Origin of the sequence: Sulfitobacter sp. CW3 (assembly GCF_019392245.1) — a bacterium.
Classification (GTDB): domain Bacteria; phylum Pseudomonadota; class Alphaproteobacteria; order Rhodobacterales; family Rhodobacteraceae; genus Sulfitobacter.
The window spans coordinates 55,484-79,409 of sequence record NZ_JAHXRL010000011.1 but is presented as its reverse complement, the minus strand read 5'-3'; the positions used below and the strand labels follow the sequence as shown (position 1 = coordinate 79,409).

The 23,926-nt window shown below is 57.5% G+C and carries 22 protein-coding genes and 1 pseudogene; 14 read left to right on the top strand and 9 right to left on the bottom strand.

The genetic code is table 11. The features are described from left to right. Positions 1 to 4 precede the first annotated feature (4 nt). Positions 5 to 979: a class 1b ribonucleoside-diphosphate reductase subunit beta gene (gene nrdF, locus KZZ06_RS18715; RefSeq protein ID WP_093914664.1), complete on the top strand. Its 975-nt coding sequence runs from the start codon at positions 5 to 7 to the stop codon at positions 977 to 979. 63 nt (positions 980 to 1,042) lie between these two features. On the opposite strand, the gene KZZ06_RS18710 is transcribed toward nrdF, so the two are convergent. The 3 genes from KZZ06_RS18710 to KZZ06_RS18700 all read right to left on the bottom strand — a co-directional run bounded on the left by KZZ06_RS18710 (position 1,043) and on the right by KZZ06_RS18700 (position 4,639). Then, complete coding sequence (locus KZZ06_RS18710; protein ID WP_219581530.1) at positions 1,043 to 1,360, bottom strand: putative quinol monooxygenase; 318 nt, start codon at positions 1,358 to 1,360, stop codon at positions 1,043 to 1,045. A gap of 57 nt (positions 1,361 to 1,417) precedes the next feature. Then, positions 1,418 to 3,355: a TRAP transporter fused permease subunit gene (locus KZZ06_RS18705; protein ID WP_257884475.1), complete on the bottom strand. Its 1,938-nt coding sequence runs from the start codon at positions 3,353 to 3,355 to the stop codon at positions 1,418 to 1,420. A gap of 93 nt (positions 3,356 to 3,448) precedes the next feature. Then, positions 3,449 to 4,639 carry a TAXI family TRAP transporter solute-binding subunit gene (locus KZZ06_RS18700; protein ID WP_219581529.1) on the bottom strand — a complete coding sequence of 397 codons (1,191 nt, stop codon included), beginning with the start codon at positions 4,637 to 4,639 and terminating at the stop codon, positions 3,449 to 3,451. 619 nt (positions 4,640 to 5,258) lie between these two features. Here KZZ06_RS18700 and KZZ06_RS18695 point away from each other — a divergent pair. Continuing rightward, the gene (locus KZZ06_RS18695; RefSeq protein WP_219581528.1) at positions 5,259 to 6,341 is read left to right on the top strand and encodes an NAD(P)/FAD-dependent oxidoreductase; all 1,083 of its coding nucleotides are present in this window, start codon (positions 5,259 to 5,261) and stop codon (positions 6,339 to 6,341) included. Between the two features lie 5 nt (positions 6,342 to 6,346). Here KZZ06_RS18695 and KZZ06_RS18690 read toward each other — a convergent pair whose 3' ends face one another. From KZZ06_RS18690 to KZZ06_RS18675, 4 genes and pseudogenes are all read right to left on the bottom strand, one after another. Next, the gene (locus tag KZZ06_RS18690; protein ID WP_219581527.1) at positions 6,347 to 7,117 is read right to left on the bottom strand and encodes an SDR family oxidoreductase; all 771 of its coding nucleotides are present in this window, start codon (positions 7,115 to 7,117) and stop codon (positions 6,347 to 6,349) included. Beyond that, positions 7,114 to 8,043 carry an SDR family oxidoreductase gene (locus KZZ06_RS18685; RefSeq protein ID WP_219581526.1) on the bottom strand — a complete coding sequence of 310 codons (930 nt, stop codon included), beginning with the start codon at positions 8,041 to 8,043 and terminating at the stop codon, positions 7,114 to 7,116. Before KZZ06_RS18685 ends, KZZ06_RS18690 begins: the two co-directional genes overlap by 4 nt. Then, on the bottom strand, positions 8,040 to 8,936 hold the full coding sequence (locus tag KZZ06_RS18680; RefSeq protein WP_219581525.1) for a bile acid:sodium symporter family protein: 897 nt from the start codon (positions 8,934 to 8,936) through the stop codon (positions 8,040 to 8,042). Before KZZ06_RS18680 ends, KZZ06_RS18685 begins: the two co-directional genes overlap by 4 nt. Then, positions 8,933 to 10,249: pseudogene (locus tag KZZ06_RS18675) on the bottom strand (flavin-containing monooxygenase). The gene KZZ06_RS18680 and the pseudogene KZZ06_RS18675 overlap by 4 nt, the downstream one beginning before the upstream one ends. 61 nt (positions 10,250 to 10,310) lie before the next feature. Here KZZ06_RS18675 and KZZ06_RS18670 point away from each other — a divergent pair. Then, complete coding sequence (locus tag KZZ06_RS18670; RefSeq protein ID WP_219581524.1) at positions 10,311 to 10,958, top strand: TetR/AcrR family transcriptional regulator; 648 nt, start codon at positions 10,311 to 10,313, stop codon at positions 10,956 to 10,958. An 87-nt stretch (positions 10,959 to 11,045) separates the two neighbouring features. Here KZZ06_RS18670 and KZZ06_RS18665 read toward each other — a convergent pair whose 3' ends face one another. Beyond that, complete coding sequence (locus tag KZZ06_RS18665; RefSeq protein ID WP_219581523.1) at positions 11,046 to 12,068, bottom strand: hypothetical protein; 1,023 nt, start codon at positions 12,066 to 12,068, stop codon at positions 11,046 to 11,048. A gap of 142 nt (positions 12,069 to 12,210) precedes the next feature. On the opposite strand from KZZ06_RS18665, the gene KZZ06_RS18660 reads away from it, so the two are divergent. Continuing rightward, on the top strand, positions 12,211 to 13,221 hold the full coding sequence (locus KZZ06_RS18660; protein ID WP_219581522.1) for an AraC family transcriptional regulator: 1,011 nt from the start codon (positions 12,211 to 12,213) through the stop codon (positions 13,219 to 13,221). Between the two features lie 37 nt (positions 13,222 to 13,258). On the opposite strand, the gene KZZ06_RS18655 is transcribed toward KZZ06_RS18660, so the two are convergent. Further along, the gene (locus KZZ06_RS18655) at positions 13,259 to 14,236 is read right to left on the bottom strand and encodes a LysR family transcriptional regulator (RefSeq protein WP_219581521.1); all 978 of its coding nucleotides are present in this window, start codon (positions 14,234 to 14,236) and stop codon (positions 13,259 to 13,261) included. A 136-nt stretch (positions 14,237 to 14,372) separates the two neighbouring features. Here KZZ06_RS18655 and KZZ06_RS18650 point away from each other — a divergent pair, with 136 nt between their 5' ends. The 10 genes from KZZ06_RS18650 to KZZ06_RS18605 all read left to right on the top strand — a co-directional run bounded on the left by KZZ06_RS18650 (position 14,373) and on the right by KZZ06_RS18605 (position 23,667). Beyond that, entirely contained in the window at positions 14,373 to 15,149 is a 777-nt protein-coding gene (locus KZZ06_RS18650; RefSeq protein WP_219581520.1) for a transporter substrate-binding domain-containing protein, read from the top strand. A gap of 148 nt (positions 15,150 to 15,297) precedes the next feature. After that, positions 15,298 to 15,945 carry an amino acid ABC transporter permease gene (locus KZZ06_RS18645; RefSeq protein ID WP_219581519.1) on the top strand — a complete coding sequence of 216 codons (648 nt, stop codon included), beginning with the start codon at positions 15,298 to 15,300 and terminating at the stop codon, positions 15,943 to 15,945. Positions 15,946 to 15,963: 18 nt separating this feature from the next. Next, positions 15,964 to 16,620, top strand: a complete 657-nt coding sequence (locus tag KZZ06_RS18640; protein WP_219581518.1) for an amino acid ABC transporter permease — start codon at positions 15,964 to 15,966, stop codon at positions 16,618 to 16,620. A gap of 17 nt (positions 16,621 to 16,637) precedes the next feature. Continuing rightward, on the top strand, positions 16,638 to 17,408 hold the full coding sequence (locus KZZ06_RS18635; protein ID WP_219581517.1) for an amino acid ABC transporter ATP-binding protein: 771 nt from the start codon (positions 16,638 to 16,640) through the stop codon (positions 17,406 to 17,408). After that, on the top strand, positions 17,405 to 18,757 hold the full coding sequence (locus tag KZZ06_RS18630; protein ID WP_219581516.1) for an aspartate aminotransferase family protein: 1,353 nt from the start codon (positions 17,405 to 17,407) through the stop codon (positions 18,755 to 18,757). The genes KZZ06_RS18635 and KZZ06_RS18630 overlap by 4 nt, the downstream gene beginning before the upstream one ends. Before the next feature lie 23 nt (positions 18,758 to 18,780). After that, the gene (locus KZZ06_RS18625) at positions 18,781 to 19,446 is read left to right on the top strand and encodes a CoA transferase subunit A (protein WP_257884473.1); all 666 of its coding nucleotides are present in this window, start codon (positions 18,781 to 18,783) and stop codon (positions 19,444 to 19,446) included. Then, complete coding sequence (locus KZZ06_RS18620) at positions 19,433 to 20,086, top strand: CoA-transferase subunit beta (protein WP_257884472.1); 654 nt, start codon at positions 19,433 to 19,435, stop codon at positions 20,084 to 20,086. The genes KZZ06_RS18625 and KZZ06_RS18620 overlap by 14 nt, the downstream gene beginning before the upstream one ends. Before the next feature lie 10 nt (positions 20,087 to 20,096). Next, entirely contained in the window at positions 20,097 to 21,389 is a 1,293-nt protein-coding gene (locus tag KZZ06_RS18615) for an ArgE/DapE family deacylase (protein WP_219581514.1), read from the top strand. An 8-nt stretch (positions 21,390 to 21,397) separates the two neighbouring features. Continuing rightward, entirely contained in the window at positions 21,398 to 22,555 is a 1,158-nt protein-coding gene (locus KZZ06_RS18610; RefSeq protein WP_219581513.1) for an amidohydrolase, read from the top strand. Next, complete coding sequence (locus KZZ06_RS18605) at positions 22,552 to 23,667, top strand: alanine racemase (protein WP_219581512.1); 1,116 nt, start codon at positions 22,552 to 22,554, stop codon at positions 23,665 to 23,667. Before KZZ06_RS18610 ends, KZZ06_RS18605 begins: the two co-directional genes overlap by 4 nt. The last annotated feature ends 259 nt before the right edge of the window (positions 23,668 to 23,926 follow it).

The following is a 23,926-nucleotide window of genomic DNA, read 5'->3' as shown; positions in this document are numbered from 1 at the left end:
CGACATGAAAGACCTTGACCATACCCCCGCCGTGCCCCGCGCTATCAACTGGAACCGCGTCCAAGACGACAAAGACCTTGAGGTCTGGAACCGTCTGACTGTCAATTTCTGGCTGCCCGAAAAGGTGCCGTTGTCGAATGATGTGCAAAGCTGGGCAACCTTGACCCCGCAAGAGCGCACGCTGACGATCCGCGTTCTGACCGGTCTGACCCTGCTGGATACGATCCAGAACACGCTGGGCGCGCCGGCCTTGATGCCAGACGCCCAAACGCCCCACGAAGAGGCCGTGCTGAGCAACATCGCCTTTATGGAGGCGGTGCATGCGCGGTCTTATTCGTCTATATTTTCAACGCTTTGCTCGACCAAAGACGTAGACGAGGCATTTCGCTGGTCCGAAGAAAACCCGCATCTTCAGGCGAAATCACGTCTGATCCTTCAGGAATACAACGCCACCGCCGATCCCTATAAACGCAAGATCGCATCGGTGTTTCTGGAAAGCTTCCTGTTCTATTCGGGCTTTTATCTGCCGATGTATTGGTCCAGCCGCGCCAAGCTGACCAACACCGCCGATCTGATCCGCCTGATCATCCGCGACGAGGCGATCCACGGCTATTACATCGGCTATAAATTTCAACGTGCGACCGAACAGTTGCCAGCCGAAAAGCGCGATGAGCTAAAGGATTTTGCGTTCTCGTTGATGTTCGACCTTTACGAGATCGAGTCGCATTACACCGCCGAACTGTATGATGATCTGGGCCTGACCGAAGACGTCAAAGCGTTCCTGCATTACAACGCCAACAAAGCCCTGCAAAATCTGGGCTACGAGGCGCTGTTCCCCGCACAAGCCTGCGAGGTGAACCCCGCGATCCTAGCCGCCCTGTCAACAGACGGCGAGAACCACGACTTTTTCTCGGGCAGCGGATCGACCTATGTGATCGGCAAGGCCGTCGCGACAGAAGACGAAGACTGGGATTTCTGATCCCTGACAGCCAGTTGGCCTCGCCCCGGATATTCGGGGCGGGGCCACCCTAGGGCCGCGTGATCAGGCCGCAGGCGACAGAATGTGTATTTTGCGATCTGCCAGCATGTCTTTGGTCTGCGCGCCATATTCCTTCATATGGGCCGATCTGGCATGTGCGCCTAGCGCGTCCATACTGGCCCATTTTTCCACCACCACGAACGTGTCATCGCCAAAGGCGCTTTGCATCGGGCCTGCGTTTTCCGTGTCGATTGTGGCCTCGTAGGCGATACAGCCGTCTTCGGCCAACACCGCCGGCACATTGGCGTTGAACAGGTCCAACACGGTGCCGCGCTGGCCCGGTTTGGTGGTGATAATTGCGATAACGTGAACGAGTGACATATGTGGTTCCTTTTTTGCGGTATTAGACCGTGCCAGCGCAGGCACGGCCATTGAAATCTATGCGGCCACCTGCGCGGTGTTTTTATTATCCCACCAGATCAGGGCGACCATCGCCGCCGACGCAAGCCCGCCAATCAGGGTCGTCATCAACCCCGGAAAGCTGAACGCAAAACCCGCGACAGCAAGCGGCAAGCGCATCCAGGCCCGCACCAGACCAAAGCCCAGAAGATACCCCTCAAGACCGCCGGACAGCAGCATAATCCCAATGATGATCGACGGCAGAACATAAACCAGCGGGGTCAGATCACCTTGTAGCACTAGCGCGGGCTGGAACAGGAAAAACAGCGGCACGAAATAGATCACAACCCCAAGACGCATCGCCGTAAAGGACGTCTGCATCGGTTTCGCCCCCGCAATTGTCGCCGCAAGAAAGGCAGCAGCCCCGACAGGCGGCGTGATCACCGACAGCATGGCGTAGTAGACGATAAAGAAATGCACCGCGACGATGTTCAACCCGCCGATTTCAACGATCGCCGGGGCCAATGTCACCGCGAGGAAAATATAGGCAACAATCGCCAGCCCCGCCATGCCCATGATGAAACAGGCCAGCACCCCAAGGGCGATGATCAGATACACATTATCCCCGCCCAAAGCGACAAGCCCCGAAGTCATGGACCCGGTCACACCGGTAATGGTTAAGGCGCTGACAACAAAGGCAATCGGCAAGATGATCGCGGCGGTCTGTGTCACCAGCACGCCCACCTGCCGAAGGGTCGCAAACAGGCGCGTCGGCGTCATCATCGTGTCACGCTGCAGAAAGCTGAGGGCGATCATCATCGCACTGGCATACCACGGGGCATAATATTCCCACCGCATGTAGAGCAGGCCCCAGACCAGAAACACCATAACCGACAGGAACGGCCAGCCGCGTTTCATCACCTCGCGGGCCGATGGCAGTTTGTCTTGGGTCATCCCGACCAACCCCTTGCGCGCCGCATAGGCATCAACCTGCAACAGCAGGCCGAAATAAAACAGCAAGGACGGCAGGATCGCGGCCACCATGATGGTCGCGTAATCCACGCCAATGGTAATCGCCATCACGAATGCAATCGCCCCCATGACGGGCGGCATCACCACCCCGCCAGTGGATGCGCAGGCCTCGATCGCGGCGGCGTAATGCGGCGGGTACCCGACCTTTTTCATGGTCGGAATGGTGATCGACCCGGTGCCCGCAATATTCGAGAAGATCGAACCCGACAACGACCCGAAAAACGCGCTGGCCACGATGGATACCTTGGCCGGACCGCCACGGTATTTCCCGAAACCCGCATTGGCCAGATCGATAAAGAACTGCCCAGCCCCCGTCGCAATCAGAACCCCCGCAAACACAAGGAAACCAAGGACGATCTCTGCAACGATCTTGGTCGTGATTCCCATCAACCCCTCGGTGCGGAAAACATGCGCCTCGATCATGCGTTCAAACGTATAGGGGATACCCATCAGCAGCCCCGGGAAAAAGTCAGCGACCAGCGGGTAAAGCCCCAGCAGGAACACCACCAGCAAGAACGGGATACCGCCCGCTCTGCGCGCGAGCTCTAGCATCAGCAGCCATAACACTACGCCAGCGGGGTAATTCGTCCAGCCGGCCTGTACGATGTCCCACGCATGGGTCGAAAACCACATGCAGATGCCAAAGCCGATGATAGCCGCGATCACGTCATAGATCGGCACGCTGCGTTGACCTTTAATGGCGGGCAACGCGATGAATGCTGCCGCCAGAAAAATACCGATGAAGAACCAGTAATATTGCCCCTCAATCAGACGTTTGCCGCCAATCGGCACGCCAAATGCATAGGCAAGCCCCATGCCCAAGCCACAGGTGCAAAGGGCGACAAAGGCGATGCTGGTCCAAGAAAAAAGCCCCCCCAAACGCGTCGTTTCCGAGCTGGGTTCGGCATCAATATCCGGTGCTGCATGGGGCTGAGTGTCTGACATATGTCGATCCCAAAGAATGAGGTGAATGAAACTGTAAAGATGAGGATGACGGAGCGGGTGACCGCTCCGTCTGTTTCAGGTTCAAAGTACCGCTTACAGACGCGAGCGGAAAACCTTCAGGCCTTCGGTGTGTTTGGCCATGATTTCCAAGAATGCTTCGTTCTCGAAATTGATCTCGACACCTTGTTCCATGGCATCTTTCATGCCCGCTTGGCGCGCTGTCATCCACTGATCCATCTGTTCAATGGCCGCGTTGTTCCACGCATCATCCGCATCGGTCCATTGGCCGATTTCACGCAGATATTTTACCGTGCCTTCATGGATGGGGATCGGGTTGCTGTTCAGATAGCCGCGGAACAGATCGACCGACATACGCGCCGCCAATGCATGCGACCCTTTGTAGGCATCATGTGACTGATGCAACCATTTCGCCATGTTATAGGCAAAATCCACATCCGCCGTCGCTGGGACCGCGTAGACAAAGTTGGACGTCATTGAATCGACACCCTGCGCCGTCTTGACCCCCAACGACACCTTTGTCGGGATCGTCATGGGGCGGTGGTTCAAATAGCCGTTCCAGCCGCCCTTGTTTGCAGGGTCCATCGCCAGCCAACGAATGCTGCCGGGCGCACCTTCCATTTCGGACAGTACGGATGAAATCGGCGAACAATATGCCACATCCGATTTGCCTTCGACCACCGAACGGCAGTTTTCGCCGTAGCTGGACGCGGGAACAAAGGTGATTTTCTCAGCCGCTTCTTCCGGCGTCAGGCCGACAAACGCAGGCAGCGCCTGTGTCACTGCACGGACAATCGCGGGGGAAAAGACCCCCGATGTGACGCGTACACCGCCCTTGGCAATGTCGCCGATGTCCTGAAGATCGGAATCCCCTGCCACGACAAAACCCCATGGCGTGTCGTTATGGTGCCACAGAATACGTTGCGGCATCGGTTTCACGGCTGCATAGCCGCCAACACCCTCGGTCTGGGATGCCATCTCGGAAGCGGACACCGACGAAATCGCGATATCTTCGCGATCGGTCAGACGCTTATAGCGCATGGGTTCGCTGTCTTCGGGCACGATACGCACGGTGGTGCCCGTTTCTTTTTGCAAGGCAGGGCCCCAGCCGTTTGTCGATGCAAAGCTGCCCGTCGACGTCCCCGGCGTGCCGATCACCAGCAAACGCGGCCAGTCGTAATCTTGCGCAATGGCGGCGCCTGAAAGGCCAAGCGTCACGGCAAGCGCGCCCAAGCCCAGCTTCACAGTATTATTCGATTTCTTCATCTTTAATCCTCCCGGTTTTTTGCATTTTCGACGGCTTTCGGGCGTTGGTTCTGCACGTGCAGATGTCCGTCAACGGCCCGAAAAGCATGTGGTTTTCCGATATCTGAATATCGGTCAATACCCTGATTTTCAGAACAAACCCGGCACCTCCCCTTGCCGGCTACACGTGTCAGACCAAGATGAGACATCTTGGAATGATCACGACAAATCTCGCGTTCTGCATCCGTCTCCCAAGGATGCACAACCGATTCACTCAAAAGACTAGGAGCATATTTCCCCTGCGGCAATACCGCAAAGCGGAACATTGTTTCGCAAGATTTGAAGGCATCGGGCGGGGTAAATCATGCGCGCCGTGCGTGTATTTTGACACCTAAACATCTTATTTTATTAGTGATCTCGCTCACAGGAACTCTGCTGAAATGCCCGATCTGCCCTTGCACAACGTGGGCAATTCTCGGCTTTTCCCGCAAGTGACGTTACGTGCCGATCTTTCGACAGCCGTGCCTGCGATGCCGCGACGGTGCTGCAGGATCACGGCTGATAGCGCTTGCTTACTTATTCGCCGCAATGAGGGTACTGTGTGAAAACAGGAACGCCCGCCACAGCAAGGACCGAACCCATGACCAAACGTATCGCAATCGTCGGAGGCGGCTATATCGGCGCGGAACTGGCCAAGTCGCTTGAAGGCAAGGCCGACGTGACGCTGATCGAACCGCAAAGCCATTTCGTGCATGCGCCCGCGATGATCCGCGCCGTCGTGAACCCGCAGCTGCTGGATCGCGCGTTGATCCCCTATGACAGCCTGCTGCAGCACGGCAAACTGTGCTGCGCGCGGGCGATTGGCGTTGATGCCCAAGGCGTAACCCTTGAGGGCGGGGAAAGGATTAATGCGGATTATATCGTCGTCGCCACGGGGTCGGCCAACGCCACACCGTTCAAGGCAAACGGACGCGACATCGAAATCTTGCGCGCCGATAATGCGCGGGTCCATGAAATGCTTTGCGACGCGCAAAGCATTGCCATTGTCGGCGCGGGTGCCGTTGGTATTGAACTGGCCGGCGAGATTGCGCATTTCATGCCCGACAAGAACGTGACCTTGATCTCAAGTGAAGCAACCTTGTTCCCGACGATGCCAAAACCGCTTGGGACCGGCTTGCTGGCCAAGCTAAAAAACGCAGGCGTCACCATCATTTTAGGCGCACGGGCGGAAACCCTCGAAAGCCCGACAGAGCCGTTTTCAGGCACCTTGCAGCTCAGCAATGGTCAAAGCGTCACGGCCGATCTGATTTTTCCGGTCATCGGGTCGCGCGCGACCTCTGACATTCTAGCGGCCCTGCCCGGTGCCGCCAAAACCAGTGCAGACCGCATCAAGACCGACGCATGGCTACGCCCTTCGACCTTGCCCAATGTATTTGCGGCTGGGGATGTGGCGGATACGGGCGATGCCATGACCATCGTCGCAACCTCCCGCCAGCTGCCATGGCTGAAAAAGACGCTGCTATCCCTCGTAAACGGGGCAAAGACCGAAGATATGAAGCCTTACACGCCTTGGGCCAAAGCCCCTATTTTGGTCCCGCTCGGCCCCAAAAAGGGCAATTCGTTTCTTATTCTGTTCACAGCGGGCGATCTTGTGACCCGTCTGATGAAGGGCAAAGATCTGTTTTTGTCCAAGTATAACAAACTGTTCAATCGGGCGGTCTAGCTTTGCTATCCCTCGGCCGTGCCGCCGTGGATTTTGCGGCGCATGGCGAATTGGTACAGACGGGGCGACGCGCGCATCATCAAGGATGCAAGCCGTGACACGCGACCGACCGGTATGAATTCACACGACTTTTCCACCCCGTGCAAAATAATATCGGCGGCGGCTTCGGCGGTCAGGTGATCAAGCCCATCAGCGGCAGAACCGGGGCGCACGATCCCGTCGTCAGACCGTTCAGGGTTGCCGGGGTTGGTCGCGACAAAACTGGGTGCCGCGATCAGGCAACGCACACCAAAGGGGGCTTCCTCGGACCTCAGCGATGTGAAAAAACCCTGCATCGCGTGTTTAGACGCGGCATAGGCGGTGCGGTTATGCAGAGGCGCAAACCCCGCGACCGAAGATATCGCCAGATGTATGCCGCCGCTTTCACGGATCGGCACCAAAAACGCCCGCGCCATTTCAATGGCGGCGAAATAATTGATCTCGAACACCCGCCTATGGCTTGCCGCATCAGACTGCGCGAACGGGCCTATTTGCGACACGCCCGCGTTGTAGATCACCATATCGATTGAGGGACGCGCCGCGATGATCCGCGATGCCGCATCCGCCAAACCAGCACCATCCGTCAGATCAACCGCCACCGGGGTTCTGGCATCTGACGCCTGTAGCCCCGCAATGTTGATATCCATCAACACACAATGCCAGCCCGCGACCTCAAGCTGATGGGCCAGCGCGCGGCCCAAACCCCCATTCCCGCCAGAAATAACCGCCGTCTTCATAGCCCCGCCTCTCGTTTCCATAGATCAAAAACCTCGGCAGAGGTAAGTTCGGGCGTATAGCCGAACACGTGTTTCAGACGGTCATTCGCGAGCACCGGACGGTATTGCAAGAACCGCACCTGTTCCGGCCCGTATTGTGACAGGCCCAGCGGGTGCAGCACAGCCAACGCGGCCTTTACCCCCCATGCAGGCAGCCGCAACACCGGTTTGCCCATGGCCCGCGCCAGATCGTCGACAGACAACCAGCCATCACCCGCCACATTGAAAATCCCCGCCGGCGCATCGGTAGCCGCATGTTGAACGATCCGCGCAAGGTCTTGCGTCCAGATAAACACGAACGGGCTGTCACTGCCACGGATCGACAACAGGCGTTTGCGGCGAAACAGCGCCGTGATCTGATTGTCGACACCAGCGCCAAGAACCGTCCCGACACGCAAGATGACCTGCTCAAGCGCGGGGGTGGTTTTGCGTGCGGTTGCCAGCATTTCTTCGACTTGCCGCTTGTGGTCGGCATAGGCGAATTCAGGGTTGCCGCGGCAGGGCGCATCCTCAGTCAGGGGCACGGGATTGTCAGCGTGATAGCCATAGGCGGCACCGGAACTGGTCACCACCAACCGTTTGACGCCATGCGCCACGCACGCCGCCAAGACATTGCGCGTGCCTGTCACATCCACGGCAAACGCCTGTTCACGGGTCATGCCCGGCGGCGGGGTCACGATAGACGCAAGATGCACAACCACATCGGGGCGTTCATCCCCGATCACCCTATCGGGGTCTGTGCCTGTCACATCCATCCGCCGGAACCGCAAATGGCCGGGCAAACCAGTGTCGGCAAGGTCGGTCACCACAAGGCCATCGGACGGGAGGGCCTGCGCCAAGGCGCGGCCGACCATCCCTGCCCCGCCCGTAATCAGAATACGGGTCATCGCGCGGCCACCGTGCGCGACATGATACCGGCCAAGGCAAGGCCGGAAATCGCATGCCAGACGCCCCAGAACGCCGCGACAATCGCCATACCGCCCAGTCCACCGAAAAAGCCAAAGATCAGCACCAGCCCTAGGCCCGAATTCTGGATACCCGTTTCAATCGTTACGGCCCTGCGATCAAACGGCGACAGCCCCGCAAGGGTCGCCAGCGCATAGCCGCCCCCAAGACCAAGGGCGTTATGCACGATCACAAGCCCCGCGATGCCACCGGCAAAGCCAAGGAACAGATCCCAATTGGCGGCAAGTGCGATGACAATAAAGCCAAGGAAAATCCCCATCGACAGCCATTGCAAAGGCGTGCGCAGTTTGCTGGTGATATCCGGCCGTTTGGCATTCAGCACCAGCCCGAGAACCAGCGGCAGGACCAACATCAACCCCACCGTGATCGCAATGCTGACAGGATCAATGATCGTCGCGCGCAAAATCTCGGCCGAGGGGGCATAAAGGCTGCCCCAAAAGGCGATATTCAGCGGGGTCAGAACAATCGCGGCAATGGTGGCAAAGGCGGTCATCGACACCGACAAAGCGGCGTTTCCCCCTGCACGATGGGTGATAAAATTCGATATATTGCCCCCCGGACAGGCCGCGACCAAGATCAACCCAAGGGCAACCGATGCCTGTGGCTGCGTCACCAAAACCAGCAGATATGTCAGCGCAGGCAACAGCAAGAATTGCGACATCAGGCCGACGATTAATGGTTTAGGTGCCTTTGCCAAAACCTTGAAATCACGCGGCTTTAAGTCAATCGCGATTGAGAACATGACCACCGCCAGAATGGCGTTCAACACCATCAACGACCCAGCAGAAAACGCGAGCACTGCTTCGTCAATCATCTCCGGCCTCCCGACAGCTTGGCGATCCACTGCCCCACAGATTTCCGGTAGGTTGCCTTGTCCACGTAATAGGCCATCCGCGGCAGATCGATATAGCTCATGCCGCCTGTGGCCCGCTTGAACCCACGCGCTTTGGTCTCTTTCAGGTCACGTGCGTTGGGCGCTCCGTCGCGCAACCCCTTGATATAGCGCACAACCATCTCGGCTTGTTCGTGCCGCCCTTGCCATCCCAGGCCCGATGCCTCGACCATGCCCAGCACAAAAATATCGTCGCGTTCGGGATGCATGCAATTGAGGTACAGATGCGGTGCGTCGCCTTGCCAATTCAGGTGCGCATTGTCGACGAAAGGATAATTCAGCTTATACCCAGTGGCAGCGAGGATCATGTCATAATCCGCGCTGGACCCGTCTTTGAAATGGACCGTCTTGCCGTCAAAATGGTCGATATCAGGGCGGATCGTAATATCGCCATGGCCTGCATGGTACAGCACCAGCGAATTGACCACCGGGTGGCTTTCGTACAGCTTGTAATCCGGTTTCGGGAACCCGTATTTCTGCGGATCGCCCACGAACCACTTCAAAATCGCGCCGTCCACGATCCGCTTGAGCGCCATGGGCAGCTTGATCGCGCCGCCCATCGTATCGGCGGGTTTGCCAAAGACGTATTTCGGCACAAAATAATACCCGCGCCGCATCGACAGGTCGCAGGACACCCCGTGATGGATCGCATCAACGGCGATATCGCAGCCGGAATTGCCCGCGCCGATGATCAGCACCCTCTTGCCGTCAAACTGGCTGGCATGCCGGTATTGCGACGAATGGATAAGCTCTCCGTCGAATTCGCCCTTAAAGCTGGGCATGTTCGGCGTGCTAAGCGTTCCGTTGGCAATCAACAGCCCCGAGAATTCCTCGGCATGTTCGCCCATATCGTCGCGCCATGTGATGCACCAGCCGCCATCGGGGCCATCAAGCGGGGTACAGTCCAAAACCTTGGCCCCGAACCGGTAATGTTTGTGCAGGTCGAAATGCGCGGCGAATTCCTCGAAATATCGCTTCATCTCGCGGTGCGAGGGTTATTCGGCAACCTCCTCGCGCATCGGAAAATCGGTAAATTCGGTCATTTTCTTGGACGAGATCAGGTGCGCCGTCTCGTACATGGTCGATAGCGGTCCATCGATGTCCCACAGCCCGCCCACACCAAAATTCAGCTCGAATCCCTGAAATTCTATGCCATTTTCCACCAGCAGCTTTGCCGCTGCCAACCCCATCGGCCCCGCCCCTATCAGAGCAAGCCGTTTAACCGCGTCTCCCATCGCGTCCTCCCTTGTTAATCCTTAGCTTGAACAAATGTTCAATTTAAGGCAAGGTCTTTTCATGACAAACGCGCAACCCCTTGGCACCAAGCGGAAAAGAGCCCCCTCAAAGCGGGCGCTCGAGACGAAAGCCCGTGTTTTTGATGCGGCTGAGAAGATTTTCGCCATCAGCGGATATGACGGCGCAACGATACGCGACATCGCAGCTGAGGCAGACGAGCCTGTGGGCACGATCCACCATCATGGTGGCGGCAAGAACGCTTTGTTTCATCAAACCGTTGCACGCCGCGCTGATGCGTTGTCTCGGGCAAGGCTTGCAGCGCTTGAACAGGCAAAAACCGCCGGAACGCCGCCGCTTGAGGCCGTCATCGGTGCCTTCATGCGCCCCTTCTTTGACCTATTGGCCGAAGACCCCGCATGGCGCGACTACGCGCGGTTGGTCGCCTTTGTGTCTGCCGATGACCGCTGGCGTGATATTTCGGCGGAATGTTTTGATCAGACGGCCGGCATATTCTTGGCAGAACTTCAAAAGCTGCTTCCCCTCGCATCAAGACAACATGTTGCAGAAGGGTTTGCATTTTCCGTCGCGGCCATGATTGCCCTGCTTACCTCTCGCGAGCGTATTGGCGCATTGGGTGCTGGCAGTTCGACCGAGGACGCGCAGATCGACCATCTTATCAAGTTTTGCGCGGCGGGCATGGTCGTCTGACCTCGCGATTTTACCCTGCGATTTTCAACCTGCGAAATGCCGCATAGGCACGACGACACATAAGAGATCGCCGTGCCCGATAAGCATTTAGTTTAGGTCAAAGTGGTCTGCCACGCTGTCGATGATCTTGGCCAGCACTTGGGCCCGGTCGGTCCCCTCGGGGTCAGTGCAGACGGGGTCGTCTTTCTCCTCAAGCAAAATGTCTTTGCCAGCGGGTTTGCAAACCCCAAGCGCAGTAAAGTGCATGGCGGGCGCGATGTCCTGAACCGAGGCTTGCGGCACGAGCGCCTCAAAATTGCTGCCCTGCGCGCTGGTGTCTGTCGCAGCAAGGCGATCATCGCCCTCGCCCAACCCGATCAACAACAACGGCGCGTCAAGATCTTCCACATCCTCGGCTGTCAGCTCCCACGTTAGACCGGGGTCAATCGCTGCGACCCGGCTCACCCGCGCGTCCTTGTAGGATGCGTTGTATTTATCCTCGTCGATGGATGCCGGATCATGGGCGGACTTGGTCAGTTCGGCACAGAACTGCGACTGCGGTCCGGCTGCCTCGCAATAGGAAAACAGGCCGTCACGGTTGACCCGCACACCGCCGAGCGAAAGCGCGGTCCAGCCCCCATAGGAAAAGCCCGCGGCGTATATCCGCGTCGCGTCAATCAAGGGGGCAAAGGTAGGGTCCTCTAAAACGCTGTCCAGCGCGGCTGACAAATCCTCGGCGCGGGTCCAGTGGTTGAACGCCTCGTCCAGATCCAGATCAAAGGTCGTGCTGTTCGGATGATTGACCGCAACAACAATCGCCCCCCTCTCGGCCAAAGCGGCGCTGAGCCACGCCATCCGCTCATAGTTACCACCCCAGCCGTGAGACATCAGAACAACAGGATGCTGCCCCGCCAAAGGCATCGCGTCTTTAACAACAGGCGTACCGTAGAACACCGCGTTATCGGCGAACATGATTGCATCCTGCCCTGTGGCCGGAAACATGACTGACATTTCCATGTCTTGACTGTGATGTGGTACCGAAATGGTCCGTTCAACCAGCCCCACGTCCTGTGCGAGGGCCTCGAACCCGATTGGCAAAACCAAAGCTGCGGCAAGAAGTGTATGTTTCATCTGATAACCTTTCGAAAATATGGTTTGAATGTTGACACCCCCATTCAGCAGCTCGCATGGTTTGTGACGACCCATATCCGGTTTCAGGTCGTGCAGATCGGGATTTAGGACCTTTGAGATTTAGAAAAGTGAACGTTCCCTGATGCCAGTTTTACCCGTTCCGATGATCATCTCTCTGGTGCTGCTGGGCCTTGTTCTGCATCGCTTTCTGACCGGCAAAACACATGTAACGCTATTGGCCCTGATCGCCGTTTGCGCGCTACAAAGCGCTATCATCGCGCTGGTGCAATATTACGGGATATCAAGCCTGCGGATCGTTCAGGGGCTTGTGGCAAGCATCATCCCCGCCATCGCCTGGCTGGCCTTTCGACAGGCATCGGCTGGCCATCTGCGCAATCAAAAACCGTATGTGCATCTGATGATCGGGCCTGCCCTTGCCGTGGCATGCCTGATCATCAACCCCAACTGGCTGGACGTGGTGATCCCCTCGCTTTTTGCGGGATACGGCTTCGCCATCTTGATTATTCTGCGCCAAGGCGAAGACAGCCTGCCCCACAGTCGGCTGGAAAACGGCTATCTTATCGTTTTGGTCTGGCGAATTCTGGCGCTTGCCTTGATCGGATCTGCGGCGACCGATATTTTTATCGCGCTCCGTCTTGCATCGGGCCATTCGGATATGTTGCTGTGGCTGCCCAGCCTGTTGTCGTCGATCACACTGCTGGTTCTGGGCGCGCTTGGCCTGTCGCACGCGATAGAAAGCCAAAACGACCCCCGATCTGAGCGCAGCCCCGACACCGACCAAGACAAGGACCGCGACACTGCGATTATCGAAAAGCTCGAAACCTATATCGCGATGCACAAACCCTATCTTGATCCTGATCTGTCGCTGTCCCGCTTGGCCAGAAAATTGCTGATACCGGAAAAGCAGCTTTCAAGTGCGATCAACAAATACAAAGGCGAAAATGTCTCGCGGTATATCAATGCGCATCGCGTGCAGCATGCCTGTGCAATGATGCAAGATGGCACATCCGTGACCGAAGCGATGTTCGCCAGCGGATTTAACACCAAGTCGAATTTCAACCGCGAGTTCTTGAGGGTCGTTGGCGCCAATCCACGGCTTTGGCTGAAATCACGTGGCCAAATGCAGGATTAAAGCCGCCCCGCATTCATAGCCATGCCATACATAACCACTAGGACAATCGGGATTTTTCATTCCCATAGGTCCGGTCTGATACGCCGATGGCGGACAGTTCCGCTTCGATCTTTGCTAGGAATGTTGTTTCCACTTCGGAGTGTCTGCGCGCCGGATTGCTCAGCAGATAGATGCTGACCAGCGGCAGGTTCTCATAGGGCGGAAGCTGGCGGATATGCCCAGCCGCAACGTCCTGTCTGGCCACGTGAAGCGGCAATGCCCCGATCCCCACATTCGCCATGATCATGCGCCGGATTTCGTTCAGACTGGACGACACACCGCGCCAGTTCCGCGCCAAATTCAGCCGCGCCCGCAGCATCGATACGGCCTCAAGCGGGCCCCCTTCGGCTTCTGTTTGAAAGGCTACAAAAGGTTCGCCTTCCAAATCCAGCGGCGAGATATCTTTTACCCCGAACAAGCGGTGCCGTGCCCCGCAAAAAAGCCCGAAATACTCGTTATAAAGCACCATGGTGTCCAGTTTTTTGGGAATTCGCGGCAACAGACAGATCCCGAAACTAGACCGGTTCAAGGTCACCATTTTCTCGACCTCATCGCTCTCATAGACTGAAAAGGAATAGGTCACGTTCGGATGTGCGTTGGAAAACCGGTTCAGGAACTCATCAAAATGCTCCGAGATCACCGAACTGGTAATCGCGATTGATATATGCCCGCGAAGGTCGGCATTTCCTTCCTCCATGATGGCAGGCAGCTGCGACACGGTGCCAAAAATGCTCGCGCATTCGGCATATAGAACCTGCCCCGCGCGGGTGATCGAGAATTCGTTCGGTTTGCGGATGACCAGCGTTTTGCCAAACGCCTGTTCCAGCCGCTTTAGCGCCGCTGACACCGTCGGTTGTTTCAGCCCCAAATAGGCCGCTGCTTTTGATATACCGCGCTGCTCCGCAACCACCATAAAGGTGCGAAGCAGGTTCCAATCAAGGTTCCACGGAAACCTGTTTTGATGAGGAAGTATCATAGTTCAAATCTATATTCATGATGCGTATTATTTATTTGCATGATACATTTCGCCTGTGCAAGTCTTTTTGCAGAGCGGGCAAACCGCCACCGTATCACAGGTGAATTATTCACCTAAAACCAGCATGGAGACCAACATGACTTCTCGTCGTACGATCCTGAAAACTGCCGTAGTCGCAGCAGGCTTTGCCGTCGCGGGCCTGAACGCAGCCGTGGCCGAAGAACTGAATACCTTAAAGGAAAAAGGTGTTATCCGCATCGCAATGTCCGGTGCCTATCCTCCCTTTAACTTTGTGAACGATCAGAACGAGGTCGTCGGTTTTGACCCCGCAGTCGGTACCGAGATCGCCAAGCGTATGGGCCTTGAAGCTGAAATCGTCACCACCGCTTGGGATGGAATCATCGGCGGATTGCTGGCGAATAAATACGATGCAATCGTCGGTTCCATGACCATCACCGCCGAGCGCGACGAGGTTGTCGATTTTGTTGGCCCTTACTATTCGGACAAACGCGCAATTTTTACGCAGCCCGGTTCCGATATCAAAAGCCTTGCCGATCTTGAGGGCAAGAAAGTTGGTCTGACCTTGGGGGAAACCCACGAAGATTGGGCCCGTGAAAAAGGCTATGACATCAACACATACAAAGGCCTGCCCGAGCTGCTGCTTGAGCTGGAAAATGGCCGTGTCGATGCAATTGTGAACGATTCAATCGCGGCCATCCTTGCGATGACAGCGAAAGAGCAAGAATTCGCAATGTTCGACGATCCGGATACGAAACCTTTCGGTGCCGGCATCGCGATCCGCGAAGGCAGCCCCGAGCTTGCCGCCGAAATGCAAAAGGCGTTGGATTCCATGATGGAAGACGGCACCTATGTTGCACTGGCTGAAAAATGGATTGGCGCAGACATCCGCTAAGCCTGTCGCCTCTCGCCCGTTTCTGGCGGCGAGAGGCACATTTGTGTTGCGGACCGACGCGGGCAGAACTGCCCCTGATTGGTCAAGCGGTGCAATGCATAACCACCCAATAGCCTAGACACCAAAAAGACTAAAAAGGAGGGGCGACATGGATATTGACCTGATGCTCAAAGTCTATCCGTTCTTTCTTGAGGCGGCAGGACTGACGATATTGCTGTCGATCCTGACGGCCATCCTTGGGCTGTTTTGCGGGATACTGGGCGTTGCCGCCCGTTTGTCCCGCTTTGCCTTTATCCGTTTTCTGGGCGCGGCTTACGTCAGCGTGTTTCGCGGTACGCCGGCGCTGATCCAGCTTTTCATCCTGTACTTTGGCGGGCCACAAATCGGCATCCAGCTTGACGCGTTTGAGGCTGGGGTAATCGGGCTGGGCGTCAATGCAGGCGCGTATATGACCGAAACAATCCGCGGCGCGATCATTTCGATCGACAAGGGCCAACGCGAGGCCGCCCGCACCTTGGGCCTAAGCAACTGGCAGGCCATGTATAAAATCATCCTTCCGCAAGCCGCAAGGCTGATGGTCCGCCCGCTTGGGGTTAATCTGAACATGCTGATTAAGGCGACAGCGCTGGTGGCCGCGATCTCGGTGATTGAACTGACCTACACGGCGCAGCGCTATATCGGATCGACCTACAAGCCCTTTGAAATGTTCCTGCTCGCAGGGGTTCTTTACATGATCATCATCTATGTCGTCGGCCGGGGCGTTACCTGGCTGGACCGCAAAGTACAGATCACCTGATAGGAATAGGAAAACCAGATGGGCCTAGATTTTTCGATTATTCCCAAGCACCTGGACATCATCCTGCTGGGGTGTGCCTGGACAATCGGCATCACCGTTGTCGCCGCGATCATCAGTTTCTTTGGTGGCATCGTCTTTGCGGTGATCGCGCTCTATGCGCCATGGATCATCCGGCAACCGTTTCGCCTGGTTGCATGGGTTTTCATGGGGACGCCGCTGCTGCTGCAACTTTTCCTGATCTATTTCGGGTTGGTGCAAATCGGCATTGATCTGCCCGCCTTTGTGGCCGGGGTCATCGGGCTGGGGCTGCACTTTGCCGTCTATAATTCCGAACTGATCCAGACCGCCATCTTGTCCGTCGACAAGGGCCAGATGGAGGCCGCACGCACCGTCGGTCTAAGCCGTGGTCAGGCGTTGCGCAAAGTCGTGATCCCGCAGGCCGTGCGGGCCGTGATCCCCCCGATTGGCAACAATATGATCGCGCTACTGAAAGACAGCGCCTTGGTGTCGGTGATCGGGGTAAGCGAGCTGACGCTGTCGGCCCAGCGCGTGATCGGCAAAACCTACCGCCCCTTCGAATTCTACATTCTTGCCGCGGCATTCTACTATGTCATCAACCTTTGCATGGAATGGGTGCAGCGTAAAATCGAACGCCGCATTTCGCATTCCCGCTGATCCACAAGGCCAAAACTATGACCGATAAAAAAGACTTCGTAGACATCCGTCACGCGCAAAAATCATATGGCAACCTTGAGGTTCTCAAAGACATCAGCCTGACAGTAGAACGCGGGCAGATCGTCGCCATCATCGGGCCGTCGGGTTCGGGGAAATCCACGCTTTTGCGGGCCATCAACGATCTTGATCCATTGACCAAAGGTGAGATTTGGCTGGACGGCGTTCAGGTCAACAAAAAGCTGCCACACCGGCAATATGAAAAGCACATCAACGAGATGCGCCAGCAGATCGGCATGGTGTTTCAACACTTTAACCTGTTCCCGCATATGACCGCCCGCGATAACGTCTCCATGGCCCCGAAGATGCTCAAGGGATTGTCCAAGGAAGCCGCAGATAAGCTGGCCGAAGAGCAGCTTGATAAGGTCGGCATGCTTGAGCGGATCGATTATTATCCTTCGCAGTTGTCAGGTGGTCAGAAACAGCGCGTTGCCATTGCCCGCGCGCTGGCGATGCACCCCAAGTTGATGCTGTTTGACGAGGCCACATCGGCGCTGGACCCCGAACTGGTGGACGAGGTGAACCAGGTCATGAAAAAGCTGGCCGAAGAGGACATGACGATGATCATCGTCACCCATGAAATGGATTTTGCCGCCTCTGTCTGTGATCGTGTGTTGTTTATGGATCAAGGTGTGGTCGTCGAAGAAGGCCCGCCCGAGGTTCTGTTCAAAAACCCCTCCAAAGCGCGCACGCGTGAATTCTTGGGTAAACATCTTGGGGCAACGAAATGACCGACGCGCCCTCTTATCTGTTTTACCAGTCACGCAATCCCCGCCCCTTTCTGGATTATGGCGAGGGAATCTATCTCTTCGATGAAGACGGCAAACGTTATATCGACGGATCGTCAGGCGCGATGGTGTCGAACATTGGCCACTCCAACCCCCGCGTTCTGGCCAAGATCAAAGCCCAGATGGACAAGGCGACCTTTGGCTACCGGCTGCATTTCCGTACCCACCCGTCAGAGGATCTGGCCGCCAAGACTGTTGCGATGACCCCTGATGGTCTGGACCGCGTGTTCTTTGTCTCTGGCGGGTCCGAGGCCGTTGAAAGCGCGGTAAAGCTTGCGCGCCAATATGCCCTCACTCAGGGGCAGCCCAACCGGCACAGGGTCATTTCGCGGTTTCCATCCTATCACGGCTGCACCCTTGGGGCGCTTGATCTTACGGGGTATGACCCCTTGCGCGCGCCCTTTGCCCCCATGATGGAAGGCATGCCCAAAATCGACGCGCCTGCCACCTATCTGGATCGCGACAACCTGACCGACGAACAGCGCGGCCTGAAATACGCCGAATTGCTGCGCGACAGGATATTGGAGGAAGGGCCCGAAAACGTGCTGGCCTTTGTGATGGAACCGGTTGGCGGTGCCTCGACCGGTGCCTTGGTCGCACCAGACAGCTATTACGGGCGCATCCGCGAGATTTGCGACGAGTACGGCGTGCTGCTGATCTATGACGAGGTCATGACCGGCGCGGGCCGCACGGGTAAATTCCTTGCGGCCGAACATTGGGGCATCACCCCAGACATTGTTGCCATGTCCAAGGGGTTTGGCGCAGGCTACGCCCCGCTTGGCGCGATCATCGCTGGGGCACACATCGTGGAACCGGTTCTGGATGCGGGCGGGTTCCAACACGGGTTCACCTATGCTGGCAATCCATTGGCCTGCTCTGCCGGGCTCGCTGTGCTCGAGGAAATGGAAGATCAGGGCTTGATCGAAAACGCCGCCAAGATGGGCGAGGTCCTGATGGGCGAATTGCGCGCGTTGATGGACCGGTATCCCTTTATCGGGGATGTGCGCGGCAAGGGGCTGCTGACCGCCTTTGAATTTGTGTCGGACCGCACCACCATGGAACCCCTTGATCCCGCGCTTAACGCCTATGACCGGCTGGTCGAGCTGGCCTATGCGCGCGGTTTGATCATCTATTCGCGCCGCACGCGGGGCGGAACGGCGGGGGATCATTTCCTTTTGGCCCCGCCACTGATCATCACAAAGGCGCAAATTAGCGAAATGATGGTTATCCTGCGCGACGCGCTGGATGCCTTCGCGGCCGAGACCGGCCTACCGATAGAGCACGCCGCATGAGGTTCCCGGACAAGACATGCGCCATGGACACGGCCATTGGCAGGATCAAGGACGGCGATACGGTCATGATCGGGGGCTTTGGTGTGCCCGGCACCCCCATGACCCTGATCCACGCCCTGGTCGCACATGGCGCAGGTAATCTGACGGTGATCAAGAATGACGCAAACGAACCGGGCATGGGCATCGATCATCTATTACAAAGCGGTCAGGTTGCACGGCTGATCACAACCCATCTGGGGCTGAACAGCCACGCCATTGCGCTGATGAACACAGGTCAGATTGAGGTTGAATTTAACGCACAGGGCATACTCGCCGAACGTATTCGCGCAGGCGGGGCCGGGATCGGCGCGATCCTGAGTGACATCGGGATCGGCACTGAACTTGCCAAGGGTAAACAGGTCGTTGAAATGGCAGGGGTATCCTATCTGGTCGAACCCGCATTGCGCGCGGATGTCGCCCTGATCCACGCGGACCGGGCCGATACATTCGGCAACCTCGCCTTTGCCGCAACTGCGCGGAACTTCAACCCGCTGATGGCCATGGCAGCAGACTGCGTGGTCGTCGAAGCCGAAAGCATTGTGCCCCTTGGTGCGATTGCACCTGACGATGTGCACAGCGCAGGGGTCTTTGTTGATCACGTGACCCCTTTGGGTGAATTGTCTAAGGAATACGCCGTTGTCCAACGCTAGGGAACGCATGGTTGCCCGCGCCGCGCGCGAGATTACCCCCGGTACGGTGGTGAATCTGGGCATCGGTCTGCCCACACAGGTGGTGAACCATCTGCCCGCCGATTTCCCCGTGTGCCTGCATACCGAGAACGGTCTGACGGGCATTGGGCCGTCGCTGTCACCAGAAGATGCTGACAGAAACCTGATTGATGCGGGCGGGGCCTATGTCTCCACCCTGCCCGGCTCGGCGTTTATGCACAGCGCCGATAGCTTTGCCATCGTGCGGTCCGGGCGGCTTGATCTGACGATGCTTGGCGCGTTTGAGGTCAGCGCCAATGGTGATCTGGCCAATTGGAAAATCCCCGGCAAGTTCAGCCCCGGTGTCGGTGGCGGCATCGAACTGGCGCAAAAGGCGCGGCGCGTAATCGTCCTGACCACCCACACGGACCGTGCGGGAAACCCCAAGCTGAAGCAAAAATGCACCCTACCGCTGACCGCCCACGGCTGCGTGTCGCGCATATTCACAGACATGGCCGTGATCGACGTCAGCGCGCAGGGCTTTGTGCTGGTTGAAACCGCCCAAGGCATCACCGCAGCCGAAGTCGCCGAAGCCACGGATGCACCGCTGATCCTGCCCGATACCCCCCTCCCCACATTCTGAGGCATTCTTTATGCAAGACGATCTGAATAACCGCATCTGTGCCGCCGTCGACGAAGCGTTTGACCGCCAACTGGCTTTTTTGTCTGACCTTACCGCCCACCCATCGACGCGCGGAAACGAACAATCTGCGCAGAATTTTATGGCAGATGAACTGACGCAGCGCGGCTACGAGCTTGACCGCTGGCAGATTGATATCGCTGAAATTCAGCACTTGCCGGGGTTCTCTCCTGTGCTTGGCCCCTATGAGGACGCGGTGAATGTTGTCGGCACCCATCGGTCAAAAACTCAGCAAGGTCGGTCGCTTATATTAAACGGGCATATCGACGTGGTTCCCGCGGGCCCGCTGGACATGTGGGACAGCCCGCCGTTTGAACCCCGTATCGAAGGCGGTTGGCTCTACGGGCGCGGCGGCGGTGATATGAAGGCCGGGCTGGCCTCGAACCTGTTCGCCCTTGATGCGCTTGCTGCCTGCGGCCTCGCCCCCGGCGCAGACGTTTATTATCAGTCCGTGGTCGAAGAGGAATGCACCGGCAATGGCGCGCTGGCCTGTCTTGCGCGCGGCTATACTGCGGATGCCGCACTGATCCCCGAACCGTTTTCCGAACATCTGGCCATCGCGCAGCTTGGGGTGATCTGGTTTCAGGTCCATTTGAAAGGTCGGCCCACACATGTCGCCTATGCAGGCCAAGGGGCCAATGCGATCGAAGCCGCCTTTCCCCTGATCCGCGCCCTGCACGAGATGGAACACCGCTGGAACGCGGCGGAACACCGGCCCGATGATTATGCTCATATGGATCACGCGCTGAACCTGAATATCGGCAAGATCGAAGGCGGCGACTGGACCAGCTCTGTCCCGGCGTGGAGCGTCTTTGACGTGCGCATGGCAATCTTTCCGGGCCAGTCGATTGACGCCGCCAAGGCCGAGATCGAACAGGTTATCCTCGATGCAGCCCGTGAAAACGCGTTTCTCAGCAACTCCTTACCCGAAATCGTCTATCACGGCTTTCACGCCGAGGGGTATGCCCTGTCGCAAGACAGTTCCGCCAACGCGCTTTCAGCCATCGCGTCACTGGAAACAGCACACCACGATGTCACCGGCGAGACACTGGTGCGCGAGGCAATCACCGCAACCACCGATGCGCGGTTCTTTGGGCTGTATGCAGACACCCCCGCGCTTGTTTACGGCCCCCGTGCCGAGGCGATCCACGGCTTTAACGAACGGGTCGAGATTGAAAGCATGCGCCGCGTCACCAAAGCGACGGCACTGTTCATTGCCGATTGGTGCGGCACCGAAGAACGATAGGGACCATCATGCAAGCGCTTTCCCCGACCCAAATCGATTATCTGACGCAGCTTCGCCATGAACTGCACCGCAGGCCAGAGCTGTCGGGCGAAGAGGCCGAGACCGCCAAGCGCATCATCACCGAGCTTACGGCGCTGAACCCCGACCGGATTTGGACAAATTTGGGCGGCCACGGCGTTGCGGCGGAATTCAAGGGCCACGCCCCCGGCCCCACCGTTATGTTGCGCTGCGAATTGGACGGGCTGCCCATTCATGAGCAATCCAATCTACCGTATAAATCGCAAGTCGAAGGCAAAGGGCATCTGTGCGGGCATGACGGCCATATGGTCTGCATGCTTGGCGTCGCCATGGCGCTGGAAACGCGGCCTGCGTCGGGGCGGGTTATCTTGCTGTTTCAACCGGCCGAGGAAACCGGCGCGGGTGCAAAAGCGGTGATCAAAGACCAAAGCTGGCCCGAAATCCGGCCCGATTACGCCTTTGCCTATCACAATGTGCCGGGCCGCCCCTTGGGCGAGATTGGCCTGCGTCCGGGGCCGGGAAACTGCGCGTCACGCGGCATGCAAATCCTGCTGACGGGGAAAAGCTCGCACGCTGCAGCCCCCGAGGATGGTATATCGCCCGCTGGCCCCATGGCACGGCTGATGACCTCGCTTGGCGCGCTTGGCCATGGCACCATTGATGCGGATGATTTTGCCCTATCGACCCTGACCCATGCAAAGCTTGGCGAACCCAGCTTTGGGATTGCCCCTGCGGATGGCGAACTGCGCGTGACGCTGCGCACCATGACGAACGACCGTATGGACAGCCTGATCGCCGAAGCGCTGGCGCATGTCGAACATGAAAAAGGCCAGCTGAAGGTAGATGTTCGGTGGCACGATGTATTCCGGTCGGTGATCAACGACCCCGAGGCAACGGCAATCGCGCGTGATGTGGCCGTGGATTTGGGGTTTGCTGTCAACGACATGGCCACCCCCATGCGCTGGTCCGAAGATTTCGGCCGCATCGGTGACGACGGGGCAAAAGCTGCGATGCTTTATATCGGGTCTGGCGAAAACCAACCCCAACTGCACAACCCTGATTATGATTTCCCCGATGCCCTGTTGCCGATTGTGACAGACCAGTTCTGCGGCATCGTTGCGCGGCTGCTTGGCCCGCCCAAACCATGACACAGGAACGATGCCCTGGCTCGTGGTGTGAAATTCACCGCGATAGGATATCCAACAACCTCGCGCTTGCCCTTGGGTTGGTGCCCAAAGGGCGCAGGTTCTGTGCGGTGCTAAAGGCCGATGCCTATGGCCACGGCATTCAACAGGTCGTGCCCCTGATCCAAGCGCAGGGTGTTACCTGTATTGGCATCACCTCAAACACCGAAGCCTACGCCGTGCGCACCGCGGGCTTTACCGGCACGTTGATCCGGGTACGTGCCGCCACCCCGCCCGAGATCGAGGACGCGCTGGATGCACAGGTCGAGGAACAAGTAGGCTCGCTTGAGGTCGCAGAGAAGTTATGGGGCCTGAAAAACGCGGGCCGCCCCGTACGTGCCCATCTGGCGCTGAACGCACTGGGGATGTCGCGCGATGGCCTTGAGATTTCGACCACACAAGGCCGGGCAACCTGTCTTGCCATCTTGGATATGCTCGGCAATGACATCGTAGGCATCTGCACCCATTTCCCCGACAACACCCCTGAAAGCCTGCGCAGCGCGTCAAAGCTGTTTCAGCAACAGGTGGCTTGGATCATTGAACACAGCACCCTCGATCGGTCGCACATTCTTGTGCATGCCGGAAGCTCGTTGACCTTGGTGGCGGACGTACCCGTAGAAACCGATATGTACCGCTGCGGGGCGATCCTTTACGGGATATTAAAGCCCGAGCTGGGGTTCCAGACCACAATGGAGCTGAAGGCGCGTGTGGTAAGCCTTGGAGATTACCCCAAGGGGGCCACTGTCGGCTATGACGGGGCCTGCCGATTGGACAGGGAGCGGCGGCTTGCTTGCGTTTCAATCGGATATGCGAACGGGTTCCGGCGGGAATTGCAAGACGACGCCGCCGTGGCGATTGGCACCCAGATAGCACCGGTTTTGGGCAAGGTTTCTATGAACACCATCGTCGTGGACGCCACCCACCTGGACGACGTGCAAATCGGCGACGAAACGACGGTCTTTGGCGAAATCGGCGGCGCACGGACGGCGCTAAGCGCGACCGAACAACAATTCCGGACGATTATCGCAGATCTGTACTCTGACTGGGGTCTGCGCAATCCACGCGTCTTTTGCTGACCGGGATCATCGCCCGCGCGCATGACAGCACGAACAGCCGCGACACCGCCATATCATTGCTGTTTTAAGCGGGTTAAAGGCCGTCTCCATCGCGAAATTGCTGCTTAGTTCGCGATTTTCCGCTCACAAAGACTGATCAACCATAGCGGGTAACGCGCTTTTGATCGCCAGAACCGCGTCGCGAAGCGTAATTTCACCAGCGCACACAATCCCTGCGTGGATGCCGCGGGCCAACGGCCACATCAACGCACAAACCATC

Bases quoted from the DNA above. Each gene is read 5' to 3' on its own strand.
- nrdF (WP_093914664.1), top strand. From the start codon at position 5: ATGAAAGACCTTGACCATACCCCCGCCGTGCCCCGCGCTATCAACTGG.
- KZZ06_RS18710 (WP_219581530.1), bottom strand. From the start codon at position 1,360: ATGTCACTCGTTCACGTTATCGCAATTATCACCACCAAACCGGGCCAG.
- KZZ06_RS18705 (WP_257884475.1), bottom strand. From the start codon at position 3,355: ATGTCAGACACTCAGCCCCATGCAGCACCGGATATTGATGCCGAACCC.
- KZZ06_RS18700 (WP_219581529.1), bottom strand. From the start codon at position 4,639: ATGAAGAAATCGAATAATACTGTGAAGCTGGGCTTGGGCGCGCTTGCC.
- KZZ06_RS18695 (WP_219581528.1), top strand. From the start codon at position 5,259: ATGACCAAACGTATCGCAATCGTCGGAGGCGGCTATATCGGCGCGGAA.
- KZZ06_RS18690 (WP_219581527.1), bottom strand. From the start codon at position 7,117: ATGAAGACGGCGGTTATTTCTGGCGGGAATGGGGGTTTGGGCCGCGCG.
- KZZ06_RS18685 (WP_219581526.1), bottom strand. From the start codon at position 8,043: ATGACCCGTATTCTGATTACGGGCGGGGCAGGGATGGTCGGCCGCGCC.
- KZZ06_RS18680 (WP_219581525.1), bottom strand. From the start codon at position 8,936: ATGATTGACGAAGCAGTGCTCGCGTTTTCTGCTGGGTCGTTGATGGTG.
- KZZ06_RS18670 (WP_219581524.1), top strand. From the start codon at position 10,311: ATGACAAACGCGCAACCCCTTGGCACCAAGCGGAAAAGAGCCCCCTCA.
- KZZ06_RS18665 (WP_219581523.1), bottom strand. From the start codon at position 12,068: ATGAAACATACACTTCTTGCCGCAGCTTTGGTTTTGCCAATCGGGTTC.
- KZZ06_RS18660 (WP_219581522.1), top strand. From the start codon at position 12,211: ATGCCAGTTTTACCCGTTCCGATGATCATCTCTCTGGTGCTGCTGGGC.
- KZZ06_RS18655 (WP_219581521.1), bottom strand. From the start codon at position 14,236: ATGATACTTCCTCATCAAAACAGGTTTCCGTGGAACCTTGATTGGAAC.
- KZZ06_RS18650 (WP_219581520.1), top strand. From the start codon at position 14,373: ATGACTTCTCGTCGTACGATCCTGAAAACTGCCGTAGTCGCAGCAGGC.
- KZZ06_RS18645 (WP_219581519.1), top strand. From the start codon at position 15,298: ATGGATATTGACCTGATGCTCAAAGTCTATCCGTTCTTTCTTGAGGCG.
- KZZ06_RS18640 (WP_219581518.1), top strand. From the start codon at position 15,964: ATGGGCCTAGATTTTTCGATTATTCCCAAGCACCTGGACATCATCCTG.
- KZZ06_RS18635 (WP_219581517.1), top strand. From the start codon at position 16,638: ATGACCGATAAAAAAGACTTCGTAGACATCCGTCACGCGCAAAAATCA.
- KZZ06_RS18630 (WP_219581516.1), top strand. From the start codon at position 17,405: ATGACCGACGCGCCCTCTTATCTGTTTTACCAGTCACGCAATCCCCGC.
- KZZ06_RS18625 (WP_257884473.1), top strand. From the start codon at position 18,781: ATGGACACGGCCATTGGCAGGATCAAGGACGGCGATACGGTCATGATC.
- KZZ06_RS18615 (WP_219581514.1), top strand. From the start codon at position 20,097: ATGCAAGACGATCTGAATAACCGCATCTGTGCCGCCGTCGACGAAGCG.
- KZZ06_RS18610 (WP_219581513.1), top strand. From the start codon at position 21,398: ATGCAAGCGCTTTCCCCGACCCAAATCGATTATCTGACGCAGCTTCGC.
- KZZ06_RS18605 (WP_219581512.1), top strand. From the start codon at position 22,552: ATGACACAGGAACGATGCCCTGGCTCGTGGTGTGAAATTCACCGCGAT.